The following is a 14597-nucleotide window of genomic DNA, read 5'->3' on the forward strand; positions in this document are numbered from 1 at the left end:
ACAGACCTCCCCTTCCCCCCTTGTGGGGGAAGGTGGCCGCGAAGCGGCCGGATGAGGGGTGCTGGAAGGATCTCGGTGCAGCAGGATTAAGCGCCTGGAATCCATCAATCTTCGAGGCAGTACTCCGCTGGAACACCCCTCATCCGTCTCGGCGCTGACGCGCCGATCCACCTTCTCCCACAAGGGGAGAAGGAAAAAGGCGTTCTATTTCAACACTCTTCCATCCGCGCCGAACCGGTACGTCTTCGCCGCATCCGGCGTCGCGTAGAGCGTCGCACTCGGCTCGGCATTGTAGACGCCGAAGATGCGCACGGTGATCAGCCCCGCCTTCTCGCAGTCGAGATAGAGATTGGTGTCGGCGCCGAGATGCTCGGCATGCACCACCGTGCCTTTCCAGGCGCCGGACTTCGCGTCGACGGTGAGGTGTTCCGGCCTCACGCCGATGGTCTTGGCGGTTTCGCCGAGCCTGGCGCCGTCGATGAAATTCATCTTCGGCGAGCCGATGAAGCCGGCGACGAATTCGTTTGCCGGCGCATTGTAGAGCTCCATCGGGCTGCCGATCTGCTCGATGCGGCCGGCATTTAGCACCACGATCTTGTCGGCCAGCGTCATCGCCTCGACCTGGTCGTGCGTGACGTAGATCATCGTCGCCTTCAGCCGCCGGTGCAATTGCGCGATCTCCAGGCGGGTGTTGACGCGCAGCGCGGCGTCGAGGTTCGACAGCGGCTCGTCGAAGAGAAACAGTTTTGGCTCGCGCACCACGGCGCGGCCGATGGYGACGCGCTGGCGCTGGCCGCCCGACAGCTCCGCCGGCCGGCGTTCCAGATAGGGCTCGAGCGACAGCATGGCGGAAGCGATCTTGATGCGCCGCTCGATCTCGGCCGCCGGCGTGCCGGCCTGCTTCAGGCCCAGCGCCATGTTGTTCTTCACCGTCAGGTGCGGGTAGAGCGCGTAGGTCTGGAACACCATGGCGATGCCGCGCTTCGCCGGCGGCGTGACGGAAACATCCGCGCCGTCGATCAGCACGCGGCCGGAGGTCGAATCCTCCAGGCCGGCGATGACGCGCAGCAGCGTCGATTTCCCGCAGCCGGAGGGGCCGACGAAGACGACGAATTCGCCATCCGTCACTTCGAGGTCGATGCCCTTCAGCACCTCGACCGGCCCGAAAGCCTTCTTCACATTCTCGATCTTCAGCGAGCCCACGGCTTCGTTCCTGTTCTAGAGTTTGACGGCGTTGCCGCTGCGCACGCTCTCGTCGGCGRCAAGGCAGACGGCGAGCGATTTCACGGCATCGTCCATGTGGCGGGTGAGGTCGATACCGTCGCKGATAGCCTTGAGCAGGAAAGCCTGCTCCAGGTCGCAGAGCTCCTGGTGGCCCGGCTCGCCCTCCATCGACAGCAGCTGGTCTTCTTTTGTGAACTTGCCGTCCGGCCCGGTTGCCGCGCTGTGCAGCCGGATGGTCGAGGTCTTGGTGTGGGTGTCGATGTCGTCGGACTTGACGCCCTCCTTCATCACGATCGAGACGCAGCCCCTGGGCGACATCACGTCCTTCACGAAGAAGGCCGTCTCCGAGATCATCGGCCCCCAGCCGGCCTCGTACCAGCCGACCGAGCCGTCCTCGAACAGCACCTGCAGGTGGCCGTAATTGTACATCGAGGGTGCGATCTCGTCGGTGAGGCGCACGCCCATGCCGCGCACCTCGACGGGTCTTGCGTCGGTGATTTGCAGCATCACGTCGAGATAATGCACGCCGCAATCGACGATCGGCGAGGTCGTCTGCATCAGCTGCTTGTGCGTCCCCCAGGTATGGCCGGAGGACTGCTGGTTGAGATTCATGCGAAAGACATACGGGCCGCCGAGCTTGCGCGCCTCGGCGATGAGGCGGATCCAGGACGGATGGTGGCGTAATATATAGCCGATCACCAGCTTCCTGCCGTTGGCCTTGGCGGCGTCGACCACGCGTTGCGCGTCGGCAACCGTCGTCGCCAGCGGCTTCTCGACGAAGACATGGCAGCCCGCCTCGAACGCTCGCACCGCGTAGTCGGCATGGCTGTCGGAATAGGTGGCGATCGCCGCCACGTCCGGCTTCTCGTCGCGCAGCGCGTCCTCGAAGGAGCGCCGGATGCCGTAGCCGGAAAGCCCTTCCGGCAGCGTCACGTCGGACCGGTTGACCAGCGCGGCGATCTCGAAGCCGGGATTGGTGTGATAGGCCAGCGCATGGCTGCGGCCCATATTGCCGAGCCCGGCGACGACGACGCGAAGGGGTTTATCGCTCACGGACTGCTCCACTTTCTCTCGAAACGGTGTCACCCCACCCGGCGCTACGCGCCGACCTCCCCATCAAGGGGAGGTAAGGCGTTGGCGCGAAAATCCCCACCGCCAAAGAAGCGGCCCTGAACCGAGGACCCAGGCGGTCGAGAATAAAGCGGCGACCTCCTACCTCCCCTCGATGGGGAGGTCGGCGCGAAGCGCCGGGCGGGGTGAAGCGCCGACCGAATGCGATTAGCAACCCCCCGCTCACTTCACCGCTCCCGACGTGATGCCGCGGATCAGCTGCCGCGAGAAGATGACATAGAGGATAAGCACCGGCAGGATCGCCAGCGACAGCGCTGCCAGGATCGCGTTCCAGTTGGTGACGAACTGGCCGAGGAAGAGCTGGGCGCCGAGCGTCACGGTCTTGGTCTCTTCCGAAGGGGCCAGGATCAGCGGGAACCACAGGTCGTTCCAGATCGGAATCATGGTGAAGACCGCGACCGTCGCCATGGCCGGCCGCACCAGTGGCAGCACCAGCCGGAAGAAGATCGTGTATTCGGAAAGCCCGTCGATGCGGCCGGCATTCTTCAGGTCGTCGGACACCTGCTTCATGAATTCCGACAGGATGAAGATGGCCAGCGGCAAGCCCTGCGCGGTGTAGACCAGGATCAGCGCCGCCAGTGTGTTGACCAGCCCTGTCGCCACCATCAATTGCAGGATGGCGACGGTGCCGAGGCGGATCGGGATCATGATGCCAAGCGCCAGGTAGAGCCCCATCAGCGTGTTGCCGCGGAAGCGGTATTCCGACAGCGCGAACGCCGCCATCGCCCCGAACAAAAGCACGAAGAACAGCGACAGCACGGTGACGACGAGGCTGTTCTGGAAATAGTGGAAGAAATCGCCCTGGCCGAACACCGTCGTGTAGCCGATCAGGTCGAAGGTCTTCGGCGTCGGCGGCGTCAGCGGCGCGCCAAAAATGCCCGCGCGCGACTTGAACGAGTTCATCACCACCAGGATCACCGGGAACAGCGCGATCACCGTGTAGGTGATAAGGATCGCATGCGCGCCGATGGTGCGGGGAAGCGAACGGGTAGCTGTGCTCATGGCGCGCCTCAGAACTGGTAGCGACGCAGGCGCGTCTGCACGAGGAACAGGTAGACGCAGACGCCGGCGAGGATGATCAGGAACATGATCGTGGCGATCGCGGCGCCCATATTGGGATCGCCGACCTGCAGCTGGAAGCCGAAGAAGGCGCGGTAGAGGAAGGTGCCGAGGATGTCGGTCGAATAGTTCGGCCCGGCGAGCGCCCCTTGCGCGGTGTAGATCAGGTCGAAGGCGTTGAAATTGCCGACGAAGGTCAGGATCGAGATGATGCCGATGGAAGGCAGGATCAGCGGCAGCTTGATCTTCCAGAACTGCGCCATGCCGGTGACGCCGTCGCATTCGGCTGCCTCGATCACCTCGTCCGGGATCGACAGCAGCGCCGCGTAGATCAGCATCATCGGGATGCCGACGAATTGCCACACCGAGACCAGGCTGAGCGCGGTGAGCGCATACTGCTCCTTGCCGAGCCACGGCGTGAAGAAGCTCTTCAGCCCGACGAAATCCATCAGATGCGGCGCCACGCCCCAGATCGGCGACAGGATCAGCTTCCAGGCGAAGCCGACGATGACAAAGGACAGGATCGTCGGCACGAAGATCGCCGTGCGATAGAAGGCGGTGAAACGCAGCCTGGGGCTGGAAAGCAGCGCCGCGAGCAGGATGCCGATCGGGTTCTGCACCAGCATATGGATGATGAAGAACCAGACATTGTTCCTCAGCGCATTCCAGAAATTCACCGACCAGTTCGGATCGCCGAACAGCGTGCGGAAATTGCCAAACCCGACAAAGACCTGGGATTGCTCGATGTTGCGGAACAGGGAAAGCTGTAGCGTGCCGAACAGCGGCAGGATCATGAATGCGGTGTAGACCAGCACCGCCGGTGCCAGGAAGACGCCGACATGCCAGCGGATCGGTCTTTTCGCTCGCGTTTCTGCAGCCATGGTTTCGGTGTCCATGAGTTCGGTTCCCCGCGGTCTCTGGGTTCCAGTTCAGGTGATGCTAGCTGATGCCTCGATGCACGGCCTGGCTGTCCCCTCGGGGAAAGACAAGACCAGCGACAGATCGGCTCCGTCTTCCCCGTGGGATCGAGGGTAAGACCGGGAGGCTGCGCCGACAATCGCTATCTGGAGCTTGTTCGAACGCCGGCCGGGCCTGGGCCCGGCCGGCATCGCGATCGATCTGCTTACTTCGCCGGCTTGTACCAGCTGTCGAGGCCGTCCTGCAGCTTCTTGGCCGCGGCCTCCGGCGTGTCGGTGCCGTTGATCACGTTGGCCGATTCAACCCAGGTCTCGTTCTCGAGGTTCGGCGTGCCGCGCGACAGGATCTGGTAGGTCGAGCGGATCGTCGACTTGCACTTGCCGCGCCAGGAGACGAATTCCTGCGCCAGCGGGTCTTCCATCTTCACCGGCGAGGAGTTCAGGCTGAAGAAGCCCGGCAGCGCGTTGGCGTAGATGGCGGCGAAATCCGGCGAGGCGACCCAGGAGAGGAACTTCTTGGCCTCTTCCGAATGCTTCGACGCCGCGTTCAGGCCCATGCCGATGTCGGTATGGTCGGAGATGTAGCAGGTGTCGCCGGCTTTCTCGACCGGCGGCGGGAAGGCGCCCATCTTGAACTGGGCCTGGGTGTTGAACAGGCCGATTTCCCACGAGCCGGCCGGGTAGATGGCGGCGCGGCCGAGCGTGAACAGGTTCTGGCTGTCCGGATAGGTCTGCGCCTCGAAGCCGTCGCCGAGATAGGGCTTCCACTTGGCCAGTTCCTCATAGGGCGCGACCCAGTCCTTGTCGGTCAGCTTCTGCTCGCCCTTGATCAGGGCGGCGCGGCCTTCCTCGCCCTTCCAGTAGTTCGGGCCGATATTCTGGTAGCCCATGGTCGCGGCTTCCCAGAGGTCCTTGGTGCCCATCGCCATCGGAATGTAGGTGCCGTCGGCCTTGATCTTGTCGAGCACGGCGAAGAACTCGTCGCGGGTCGTCGGCACCTTGAGGCCGAGCTTGTCGAACGCGTCCTTGTTGTAGATGAAGCCGTGGATGACCGAGGCCATCGGCACGCAGAAGCTCGACTTGCCGTCATCGGTCTGCCAGGCGGACTTGGCGACGGGCGAGAAGTTCTCCATGCCCGGCAGCGAGGTCAGGTCGGCGAGATTGCCCTTCTTGAACAGCTCGAGCGACTTGTCGAACGGGCGGCAGGTGATCAGGTCGCCCGCAGAGCCGGCGGCGAGCTTGGCGCCAAGCGCTGCGTCATACTCCGTCGGGGCCGAAGGCGCGAACACCACCTTGATGCCGGGGTTCTTGGCCTCGAAGGCCGGGATCAGCTTGTCCTTCCAGATGGTCAAGTCGTCGCCGCGCCAGCTTTCGATGTTGAGCGTCACGTCCTCGGCCAGAGCCATCCCGGTCGTGCCGAGAATGCCCGTGCCGAGAATGCTTGTGCCGAGCAGAAGGGCCGTCAGTAGTTTGGTCTTCATCTTCAGTCTCCCTGTTGACCTTTTTCAGGTTCGGTTCTGATGAGAACAGAGGCTCAGCGCCCCTTGCTCCCCTCGCAAGCCCGTTTCACCCCGATGGAAATCGGGATGAAACAAGCCCTACTTCCTTGTCAGGGCATGATCTTTTCCGAAAAGCGGGTTTCACTTTTCGGGATCATGCCCCAGCGCGGAAAGCGCCGGCCGAAGCTTCTGGCCGGCTCCTTCCAGTATCTTCTCGGCCGCGTCGGCGTTGGCGGCGCCCGCGGCGAGCAGAATGGCTGTCTTGACGACACCGCCGCTTTCCTCGAGCAGGCGGGCGGCGTCCTCGCGGCTCTTGCCGCTGATGGCGGCGACCATGCGCACGGCGCGGTCGCGCAGCTTGATGTTGTCGGCGGTGAGATTGACCATGTAGCCGTCATGGACATGGCCGAGATGGATCGCGGTCAGCGTCGACAGCATGTTGAGCGCGATCTTCTGCGCGGTGCCCGCGCCCATGCGTGTCGAGCCGGCGATCAATTCCGGCGGGGTTTCGAGCAGGATGGCGACGTCGGCCTGCTTGAACAGCGCGGCGCCCCGGTTGTTGGCGATGGCGATGGTGGCCGCGCCGCGGCTGCGCGCGTCCTGCAGCGCCTGGACCGCGTAAGGCGTCGAGCCGCTGGCGGAGATGGCGATCAGGCAGTCGCCCTTGCCGATGGCAGCCGCGGCGACGGCTGCCGACGCCTCCTCGGTGTCGTCCTCCGGTCCGCCGGCCAGCGTGCGGAAGGCGTCGTCGCCGCCGGCGATCAGGATGGCGATGCGGTCACGGGCGATGCCGAACGTGCCGGGCAATTCCAGCGCGTCGGCCATGGCCATCAGGCCGGAACTGCCGGCCGCCGCATAGGCGAGCCTGCCGCCGCTTTTCAACTGCTTCGCGATGAGTTCGGCGGCGGCGGCGATCGCCGGGATGGCCCCGTGCACGGCCTTCGAGGCCTCGATCTGGGCATTGGCCAGGAACRCCAAAATGGCGTCCGGGGACTGGACATCCAGCCCCTCGGCATTCTGGTGGAGCGCTTCCGTGCGCGTCTCGGCCATGCATTTTCCTCCAACTGAACGAACAATACCAAAAAAATACCACTTGTCCACACGCATTAACGAATTTTGGGCTACGGACCTAGCTTGCCGGCAAATTACCGTTGGTTTTCAATAAAATACGGCTTAATCTTTTTTGAGCTGAAATTAACCCTTGGCTATTGGTATTTTATTGGTATTATCCGGGCCGAGGAGAAAATCGCGTGAAATTCGTGCTTGGCATCGATGGCGGCGGCACCAGCTGCAGGGCGGCCCTTGCGACCGTCGACGGCTCGGTCGTCGGCCGCGCCAAGAGCGGCGCCGCCAACATCCGCACCGACCTCACGGGCGCCCGCGCCAACATCGTCGAGGCGGCCAGGCAGGCTTTCCTTGCCGCCGGCCATGATCCGGAGCTGATCCCGCAGACGCCTGCCATCCTCGGCCTCGCCGGCGCCAATGTCGGCACCTACCGGCAGCAACTCGAGGCGATCCTGCCCTTCAGCCGGAGTCGCGTCGAAACCGACGCCGAGATCGCGCTCGAGGGCGCGGTCGGCTCCGGTGACGGCGCCATGGCCATTCTCGGCACCGGCACCGCCTATATGGCGCGTAAGGGTGGAAAATCGCGCGCCATCGGCGGCTGGGGTTTCCAGGTCGGCGACCAGGGCAGCGGCGCCCGCATCGGCCGCGACCTGCTGGAACAGACGCTGCTCGCCTATGACGGCATCCGTCCGGGCTCGCCCTTGACCGACGCCATGCTCGCCGTCTTCCGCAACAATCCCGAAGACGTGGTCGAATTCACCACCAACGCCAAGCCGGGCGATTTCGGCGGCTTCGCGCCAAAAGTCTTCGAGCATGCCGAAAAGGGCGATCTTGTCGCCAACTTCATCCTGGACAAGGCTGTGGCCGATGTCGAGGCCTCGCTCGGCGCGCTCGATCTTGCCGACGACGCTCCGCTTTGCCTGCTCGGCGGCCTGGCGCCGCTTTACGCGCCGCGCCTGTCGGCGCGTTATCAGGCGCTGCTGAAACCTCCACTCGACGACGCGCTGGGCGGCGCCGTGCAGATGGCCGTGCGCCTCTTCGCCAGCGGTTCGGAGGCGTCGCGATGAGCGTCGCCGACCAGATCTTCGCCATGCTGCCGGAGGCGTCGCGATGAGCGCCGCCGACCAGATCTTCGCCATGCTGAGAGAGTCGTCGCAGAGCGGCGCGCCGCTTTACCTGCAGCTCAGGCGCAGCATCGAGGAAGCGGTCAATCGCGGCCTGATCGGCCCCGGCGACGCGCTGCCCTCCGAGCGCGACATCGCCAGCAAGGCCGATATCTCGCGCGTCACCGTGCGCAAGGCGGTGCAGGACCTGGTCAAGGGCGGCATCCTCGTCCAGCGTCACGGCTCGGGCACCTTCGTTGCGCCGCGCATGGAGCGCGTCGAGCAGTCCCTGTCGCGGCTCACCTCCTTCACCGAGGACATGGCGCGCCGCGGCATGAACGTGCGCTCCGTCTGGCTCGACCGCGGCCTCTATGCGCCGTCGCCGGACGAAATGATGGTGCTTGGCCTTTCCTCGACCGAACTGGTGGCGCGCGTCGCGCGCCTGCGTATCGCCAACGACACGCCGCTGGCGATCGAGCGCGCGGCGCTGTCGGCCAGCGTCCTGCCCGATCCCGAAGCGATCGGCTCCTCGCTCTATGCGGCGCTGGGCACGACCGGCAATCGCCCGGTGCGCGCCGTGCAGCGCATCTCGGCCACCAACCTCGGCGATGCCGATGCGCGCCTGCTGGAAGTGCCGCCGGGGGTTGCCGGACTGCAGATCGAACGCATTTCCTATCTGGCGAGCGGCAAGGTGATCGAGTTCACCCGCTCGGTCTACAGGGGCGACGCCTATGATTTCGTCGCGGAACTCCGGCTGACCGGGCCGGGAGAGGAGATCCGGCCATGAGCGCCAACACCACCACCCATATGCGGCGCGAGATCGACGAGATCCCGGAAGCCGCCGCCCGCCTTCTCGACGGCTCGGCCTCGGCCTTGGCCGAGGCAGGGCGCGGCCTGCGCGAGCGCGACCCGCAATTCGTCGTCACCGTGGCGCGCGGATCGTCCGACCATGCCGCGACCTTCATGAAATACGCCGTCGAGCTGACAGCGGGTCTGGCGGTCGCTTCCGTCGGGCCGTCGATCGCGTCCATCTACGGCGCGAAGCTGAGACTCCGCGGCTCCGCCTGCCTGGCGGTCTCGCAGTCGGGCAAGAGCCCCGACATCGTCGCCATGGCCGAAACGGCAAGGGCCGGCGGCGCGCTCACCGTGGCCATCACCAACACGGCCGACTCGCCACTCGCGCGGGCTTCCGATTACGCCATCGATATCCTCGCCGGGCCGGAACGCTCCGTCGCGGCCACAAAGACCTTCGTCAATTCGGCCGTCGCCGGCCTTGCGCTGATGGCGCATGCCACCGACGACCAGGCACTGCTCAAGGCGCTCGCCGGCCTTCCCGGCCATTTCGAGAAGGCGATCGCCTGCGACTGGATGGCGCTCGCCGGCGCTTTGGAGAACCCGCAATCGCTGTTCATCCTCGGCCGCGGCCCGTCCTTCGCCATCGCCAGCGAGGCGGCGCTGAAGTTCAAGGAAACCTGTGCCATGCATGCCGAGGCCTACAGTGCCGCCGAGGTCATGCATGGCCCGCTGGCGCTGGTCGGACCGGGTTTCCCGGTGCTGGCGCTCGCCGCGCGTGATGCGTCGGAACCCTCGGTCGCCGAGGCGGCTGATGGTCTGACGGCCAAGGGCGCCGCCGCCTTCATCACCTCCGACAAGGCTAAGGCCGCGAGGCTTCTTCCGCATGTCGCAACCGGCCATCCGCTGACCGATCCGCTGCCGCTGATCGTGTCCTTCTACGGCTTCGTCGAGGCCTTCGCGCGCCATCGCGGCCTTGACCCCGATACGCCGCGCAACCTGCGCAAGGTGACGGAAACCGTATGAGCGACCGTTTCGCACTCACCGGCGCCCGCATCTTCGACGGCGCCGACTGGCACGACGATGCCGCCCTCGTCGTCAAGGGCGACGTGATCGAGGCGATCCTGCCCGCAGGCGCCATTCCGTCCGGCGTTCCGGCGGTCGAGACCGGCGGCGGGCTGCTTGTGCCGGGTTTCGTCGACATCCAGGTCAATGGCGGCGGCGGTGTCATGCTCAACGACCATCCCGATGTCGCCTCGATCGAGACCATCTGCCGGGCGCATGCGCCCTTCGGCACCACGGCGCTGCTGGTGACGCTGATCACCGACACGCCGGCGATCACTGCCGCGGCCGTTGCCGCCGGCGCCGAGGCTGCGCGGGAAAAGGTGCCGGGCTTCCTCGGCCTGCATCTGGAAGGTCCGCATCTCTCCATAGCCCGCAAGGGCGCGCATGACCCGGCGCTGATCCGCCCGATGACCGACGCCGACCAGGCGGCGCTGATCGCCGCGCGTCGGGAGCTTCCCGTGCTGCTCACCACGATCGCGCCGGAATCCGTGCAGCCGGGTCGCGTCACCGCGCTGGCCAAAGCCGGCGTCGTCGTCAGCCTCGGCCACAGCGACACCGATTACGCGACGGCGAGCGCCTTCGCCGGGGCCGGCGCCACGGTGGTCACGCATCTCTTCAACGCCATGAGCCAGATCGGCAACCGCGAGCCGGGCCTGGCGGGCGCGGCGATCGACGCCGGCGGTCTGTATGCCGGGATCATCGCCGACGGCATCCATGTCCATCCGGCGACGATGACCCTCGCGCTGCGCGGCAAGCAGGGGCCAGGCAAGATCGTGCTCGTCACCGACGCCATGGCGACAATCGGCACGGACATGACGTCCTTCACGCTGAACGGCCGCACCATCTACCGCAAGGACGGGAGTCTCAGGCTCGCCGACGGCACGCTGGCCGGCGCCGATCTCGACATGATTTCCGCCATTCGCTACGTCCACCGCGTCGTCGGCCTGGAGCTCGACGAGGCGCTCCGCATGGCCTCGCTTTATCCGGCCGAGGCGATCGGCCAGGCGCACCGGCTCGGCCGCTTCGCCAACGGCACGGCCGCCGACATTGTTGGGCTGTCGGAGGGGCTGGATGTCAGGAACGTCTGGATCGGCGGTGAGAAGGTTTTTGCCGGCTGAGATTTCCCGGTGCTGCAGCGGTGGAGAAGCTTTGAGACGCTGGCGGGACAGCACCCCCCTCTGTCCTRCCGGACATCTCCCCCGCAAGGGGGGAGATCGGACGTCACCGCGGCTTTCGCCAATCACCAACGTCGCAGAATTGAGCGAGGCGCGGAAGCTGCCAATCTCCCCCCTTGCGGGGGAGATGGCCGGCAGGCCAGAGGGGGGTGCGAAGGATCACGACGGATCTCACCCTTGCATCGCCTTCTTCTCCGAATGCCATCCAGYGTCAGCCGGCTTTGCCGGCGTACATATCCTTGTACGTCTCGCGCAGCACGTTCTTCTGCACCTTGCCCATCGTGTTGCGCGGCAGCTCGTCGATGAAGATCACCTGCTTCGGATGCTTGTATTTCGCCAGCCGTTCGGCGATTGCCGCGGCAATGTCGGCGGCGCTGATCGCCGATCCCGGCTTGCGCACCACGACCGCGGTGACGCCTTCGCCGAAGTCGGGATGGGCGACGCCGATCACCGCGCTTTCGGCGACACCGTCAAGCGCGTCGATCTCGCTCTCGATCTCCTTCGGATAGACATTGTAGCCGCCCGAGATGATGAGGTCCTTGCCGCGCCCGACGATGTGGACATAGCCGTCGGCGTCGATCAGGCCGAGGTCGCCGGTGATGAAGAAGCCGTCGCCGCGGAATTCGGCTTTGGTCTTCTCGGGCATGCGCCAATAGCCGGCAAAGACGTTCGGTCCCTTCACTTCGATCATGCCGATCTCGCCTTGGGCCAACGGCTTGGCCGTCTCGGGATCGGTGATGCGCAGCGAAACGCCGGGCAGGGGAAAGCCGACCGTGCCGGCGCGCCGCTCGCCGTCATAGGGGTTGGACGTGTTCATGTTGGTCTCGGTCATGCCGTAGCGCTCGAGGATGGCGTGGCCGGTGCGCTCGCGCCAGGCCTTGTGCGTCTCGGCGAGCAGCGGCGCGGAGCCGGAGATGAACACGCGCATGCCCTTGGCCACATCCTGGTTCAGCCCCTCCTGCTGCAGCAGCCGCACATAGAAGGTCGGCACGCCCATCAAGGCCGTCGCGCGCGGCATCAGCGACAGGATGCGCGCCGGATCGAATTTCTGCTCGAAGAACATTTTCGCGCCGGCCATCAGGATGACGTTGGTGGCGACGAACAGGCCGTGCGTGTGGAAGATCGGCAGCGCGTGGATCAGCACGTCGTCGGCGCCGAAGCGCCAGTGCTCCACCAGCACGCGGGCATTGGACGCAAGGTTCTCGTGGCTGAGCATCGCGCCCTTGGAACGGCCGGTGGTGCCGGAGGTGTAGAGGATCGCGGCAAGATCGTCCGACCCGCGCGCGACATCGCTGAACTCCGTCGCTTGCCGCGAAGCCTGGACGGCCAGCGTTCCCTGCCCGTCGCGGCCGAGCGTCAGCACCGTCGCGCCGACCGCCGCGGCAAGCGGTTCGACGCCGGAAAGACGGTCCGGATCGCACACGATCAGCTTAGGCTCGGCGTCGCGGAAGAAATAATCGAGCTCGGGCAGCGTGTAAGCGGTGTTGAGCGGCAGGAAGACCGCGCCGGCGCGCAACGAGGCGAGATAGAGCAGCGCCGCCTCGGGGCTCTTCTCGACCTGGACCGCGACGCGGTCGCCGGGCTCGACGCCCGCCTGCGCCAACGCATGCGCCAGTTGCGCCGACTTTGCCAGCATGTCGCCATAAGTGATCGAACGACCGTCATCCGTCTCCATCAGCAGCTTGCCGGGTGCCGGCATGCGGGAACGGAAAGCGCTGAAGAGATGATTGATCATGAAACGTCCTCAGGGCGCACCGGCGGCACAGCGCCGTGCTCGGCCGAGCGCATATCAGATTTCAGCAAAACTGCGCACCGCTTTTGCGTCCGCTATCTGCGGCCGCGTTTGGACTTGCCGGCCCTCGGGTCATAGCCCTGGGCGAAGCGTTCCATGCACATCGCCGCGGTGAGGCGGTAATGGTTGAGAAGCGCCTCGACCGCGCCGTCGGCGTCACCGTCCAGCGTGCGCTCGGCGATGATGCGGTGCTCGCCGAGATCGTCACGCCCCGTCCCCGGCGCGCTTTGCGAGATCAAGCGGTAGCGCGAGGCCTGGTCGGAAAGCTGGTCGCAGAAGCCGATCAGCCAGTGCGACCGGCATGCCGCGATCAGCGCGCGATGAAAGGCGCGGTGCAGCTTTTCCCACTCCGGATTGTTGGTGGCTGGGTCATCCGGCAGGCGGCGCTCGGCGCGCGCAAGGCGATGCAGCGCCAGCACCAGCTGCTCTTCCCATTCGGCGGTGCGGTGAGCGATGGATTCGCGCAGCGCCCGCTCCTCCAGCCAGCAGCGCGTGCGCGTCAATTCCTCCAGTTCCGCGGCACTGACCGGCATCAGGAAGAAGCCGCGCTGATCGTGACGGCCGAGCAGGCCCTCGGCGGCCAGGCGGTTGAGCGCCTCGCGCACGGGCGAGGCGCCGGCGCCATAGCGCGAAACGACCCATTCCACACGCAGCTTCGTTTCGGACTCCAGAGCGCCGCGCAGCAGGTCGTCGCGCAGTTGCTGGTAGACCGAGCTCGCAAGCGTGCTTTTGCCGCCCTTGCTTTCGCCCGGCTCGGTGTTTCCGTTTGTCAATCGAACTCCTGTCGCTTGCCCCTGTTGTGCCAGGGCCCCTCGGCGAAGCAATTCCCGTACATGTATCATACAGCCGGGCAGTGGCGCCTCAAGCGGAAGATTGCGATATTCGACTTTAAGACAAGATGGGCTGTTTATTTATCGGGCAAAGTAGAATCTCGACAAAAAGCTGATATTTCTACACTGCTTCACATATTGAACAGTCGTTCAATCTCTATCGAGGTCGTGCAACTTACGCGAGAGATCGGACGGCTACACGTTCAACTGGCGGTGCTGTCGGCAGCAGTGCGAATTGCTTCGATATTTGCCCTATAGGCTTCGACGTTGCCGCCCTTGAAGACGGCGGCGCCCGCCACCAGCACATTGGCGCCGGCCGCGGTCACTAGCGGCGCCGTTTCGGCCGAGACGCCGCCATCGATCTCGATATGGATTGGCCGGTTGCCGATCAGCGCCTTCACCCGCTTCACCTTGTCGACGATCGCCGGGATGAAGCCCTGCCCGCCGAAACCCGGATTGACCGTCATGATCAGGATCAGGTCGAGCCGGTCGAGCACATATTCGATCGCCGTTTCCGGCGTTGCCGGATTGAGCGAGACGCCGGCCTTCTTGCCGAGGCTCTTGATGGTCTGCAACGAGCGGTCGAGGTGCGGGCCCGCCTCGGCGTGCACCGTCATGCCGTCGCAGCCGGCTTCGGCGAAGGCCGCCAGGTAAGGATCGGCCGGAGCTATCATCAGATGGCAGTCGAAGAAGGCCTTGGTGCGGTTGCGGATCGCCTTGATCACCGGCGGGCCGAAGGTGATGTTGGGCACGAAATGGCCGTCCATCACGTCGAGATGGATCCAGTCGGCACCGGCCGCCGCGACAGCCTCGACCTCATCGCCCAGCTTGGAGAAATCCGACGCCAGCACCGATGGCGCGATCAGGGTCTTCTTGCTCATGGCGCAAATTCTCCGTGCAGTCCTGGGCGCGCGGCCGCGCGCCTGTCAGGGCGATTGCCTAGAC

The 14597-nt window shown here is 65.3% G+C and carries 13 protein-coding genes; 4 read left to right on the forward strand and 9 right to left on the reverse strand.

Annotated elements, in window-relative coordinates; all coding sequences use genetic code 11:
• Window positions 1-204: 204 nt before the first annotated feature.
• The 6 genes from LCM4577_RS02390 to LCM4577_RS02415 form a co-directional block, all read right to left on the reverse strand.
• Window positions 205-1203 carry an ABC transporter ATP-binding protein gene (locus LCM4577_RS02390; protein ID WP_071069409.1) on the reverse strand — a complete coding sequence of 333 codons (999 nt, stop codon included), beginning with the start codon at window positions 1201-1203 and terminating at the stop codon, window positions 205-207.
• 15 nt (window positions 1204-1218) lie between these two features.
• Window positions 1219-2277 (reverse strand): Gfo/Idh/MocA family protein, encoded by a 1059-nt coding sequence (locus LCM4577_RS02395; protein ID WP_083354607.1) that lies wholly within the window; start codon window positions 2275-2277, stop codon window positions 1219-1221.
• A 240-nt stretch (window positions 2278-2517) separates the two neighbouring features.
• On the reverse strand, window positions 2518-3357 hold the full coding sequence (locus LCM4577_RS02400) for a carbohydrate ABC transporter permease (protein WP_040979939.1): 840 nt from the start codon (window positions 3355-3357) through the stop codon (window positions 2518-2520).
• Window positions 3358-3365: 8 nt separating this feature from the next.
• Entirely contained in the window at window positions 3366-4295 is a 930-nt protein-coding gene (locus LCM4577_RS02405; protein ID WP_040979955.1) for a carbohydrate ABC transporter permease, read from the reverse strand.
• Between the two features lie 242 nt (window positions 4296-4537).
• Complete coding sequence (locus LCM4577_RS02410) at window positions 4538-5812, reverse strand: ABC transporter substrate-binding protein (RefSeq protein ID WP_071069412.1); 1275 nt, start codon at window positions 5810-5812, stop codon at window positions 4538-4540.
• Window positions 5813-5971: 159 nt separating this feature from the next.
• Window positions 5972-6880: an N-acetylmuramic acid 6-phosphate etherase gene (locus tag LCM4577_RS02415; RefSeq protein ID WP_071069414.1), complete on the reverse strand. Its 909-nt coding sequence runs from the start codon at window positions 6878-6880 to the stop codon at window positions 5972-5974.
• Window positions 6881-7080: 200 nt separating this feature from the next.
• Here LCM4577_RS02415 and LCM4577_RS02420 point away from each other — a divergent pair, with 200 nt between their 5' ends.
• The 4 genes from LCM4577_RS02420 to nagA are packed head-to-tail and all read left to right on the forward strand — an operon-like array spanning window position 7081 to window position 10973.
• Window positions 7081-7962, forward strand: a complete 882-nt coding sequence (locus LCM4577_RS02420; protein WP_040979935.1) for an N-acetylglucosamine kinase — start codon at window positions 7081-7083, stop codon at window positions 7960-7962.
• Between the two features lie 43 nt (window positions 7963-8005).
• Window positions 8006-8785, forward strand: a complete 780-nt coding sequence (locus tag LCM4577_RS02425; RefSeq protein WP_040979934.1) for a GntR family transcriptional regulator — start codon at window positions 8006-8008, stop codon at window positions 8783-8785.
• The gene (locus LCM4577_RS02430) at window positions 8782-9816 is read left to right on the forward strand and encodes an SIS domain-containing protein (RefSeq protein WP_040979932.1); all 1035 of its coding nucleotides are present in this window, start codon (window positions 8782-8784) and stop codon (window positions 9814-9816) included. The genes LCM4577_RS02425 and LCM4577_RS02430 overlap by 4 nt, the downstream gene beginning before the upstream one ends.
• Window positions 9813-10973: an N-acetylglucosamine-6-phosphate deacetylase gene (gene nagA, locus LCM4577_RS02435; RefSeq protein ID WP_071069416.1), complete on the forward strand. Its 1161-nt coding sequence runs from the start codon at window positions 9813-9815 to the stop codon at window positions 10971-10973. The genes LCM4577_RS02430 and nagA overlap by 4 nt, the downstream gene beginning before the upstream one ends.
• 268 nt (window positions 10974-11241) lie before the next feature.
• On the opposite strand, the gene LCM4577_RS02440 is transcribed toward nagA, so the two are convergent.
• The 3 genes from LCM4577_RS02440 to rpe all read right to left on the reverse strand — a co-directional run bounded on the left by LCM4577_RS02440 (window position 11242) and on the right by rpe (window position 14533).
• Window positions 11242-12765 (reverse strand): malonyl-CoA synthase, encoded by a 1524-nt coding sequence (locus tag LCM4577_RS02440; protein ID WP_071036596.1) that lies wholly within the window; start codon window positions 12763-12765, stop codon window positions 11242-11244.
• Window positions 12766-12857: 92 nt separating this feature from the next.
• Window positions 12858-13595: a GntR family transcriptional regulator gene (locus LCM4577_RS02445; protein ID WP_071069418.1), complete on the reverse strand. Its 738-nt coding sequence runs from the start codon at window positions 13593-13595 to the stop codon at window positions 12858-12860.
• A 260-nt stretch (window positions 13596-13855) separates the two neighbouring features.
• Window positions 13856-14533 carry a ribulose-phosphate 3-epimerase gene (gene rpe, locus LCM4577_RS02450; RefSeq protein ID WP_071069420.1) on the reverse strand — a complete coding sequence of 226 codons (678 nt, stop codon included), beginning with the start codon at window positions 14531-14533 and terminating at the stop codon, window positions 13856-13858.
• Window positions 14534-14597 lie beyond the last annotated feature (64 nt).

The organism is Mesorhizobium sp. LCM 4577 (genome assembly GCF_001854795.2).
Classification (GTDB): Bacteria; Pseudomonadota; Alphaproteobacteria; order Rhizobiales; family Rhizobiaceae; genus Mesorhizobium; species Mesorhizobium plurifarium.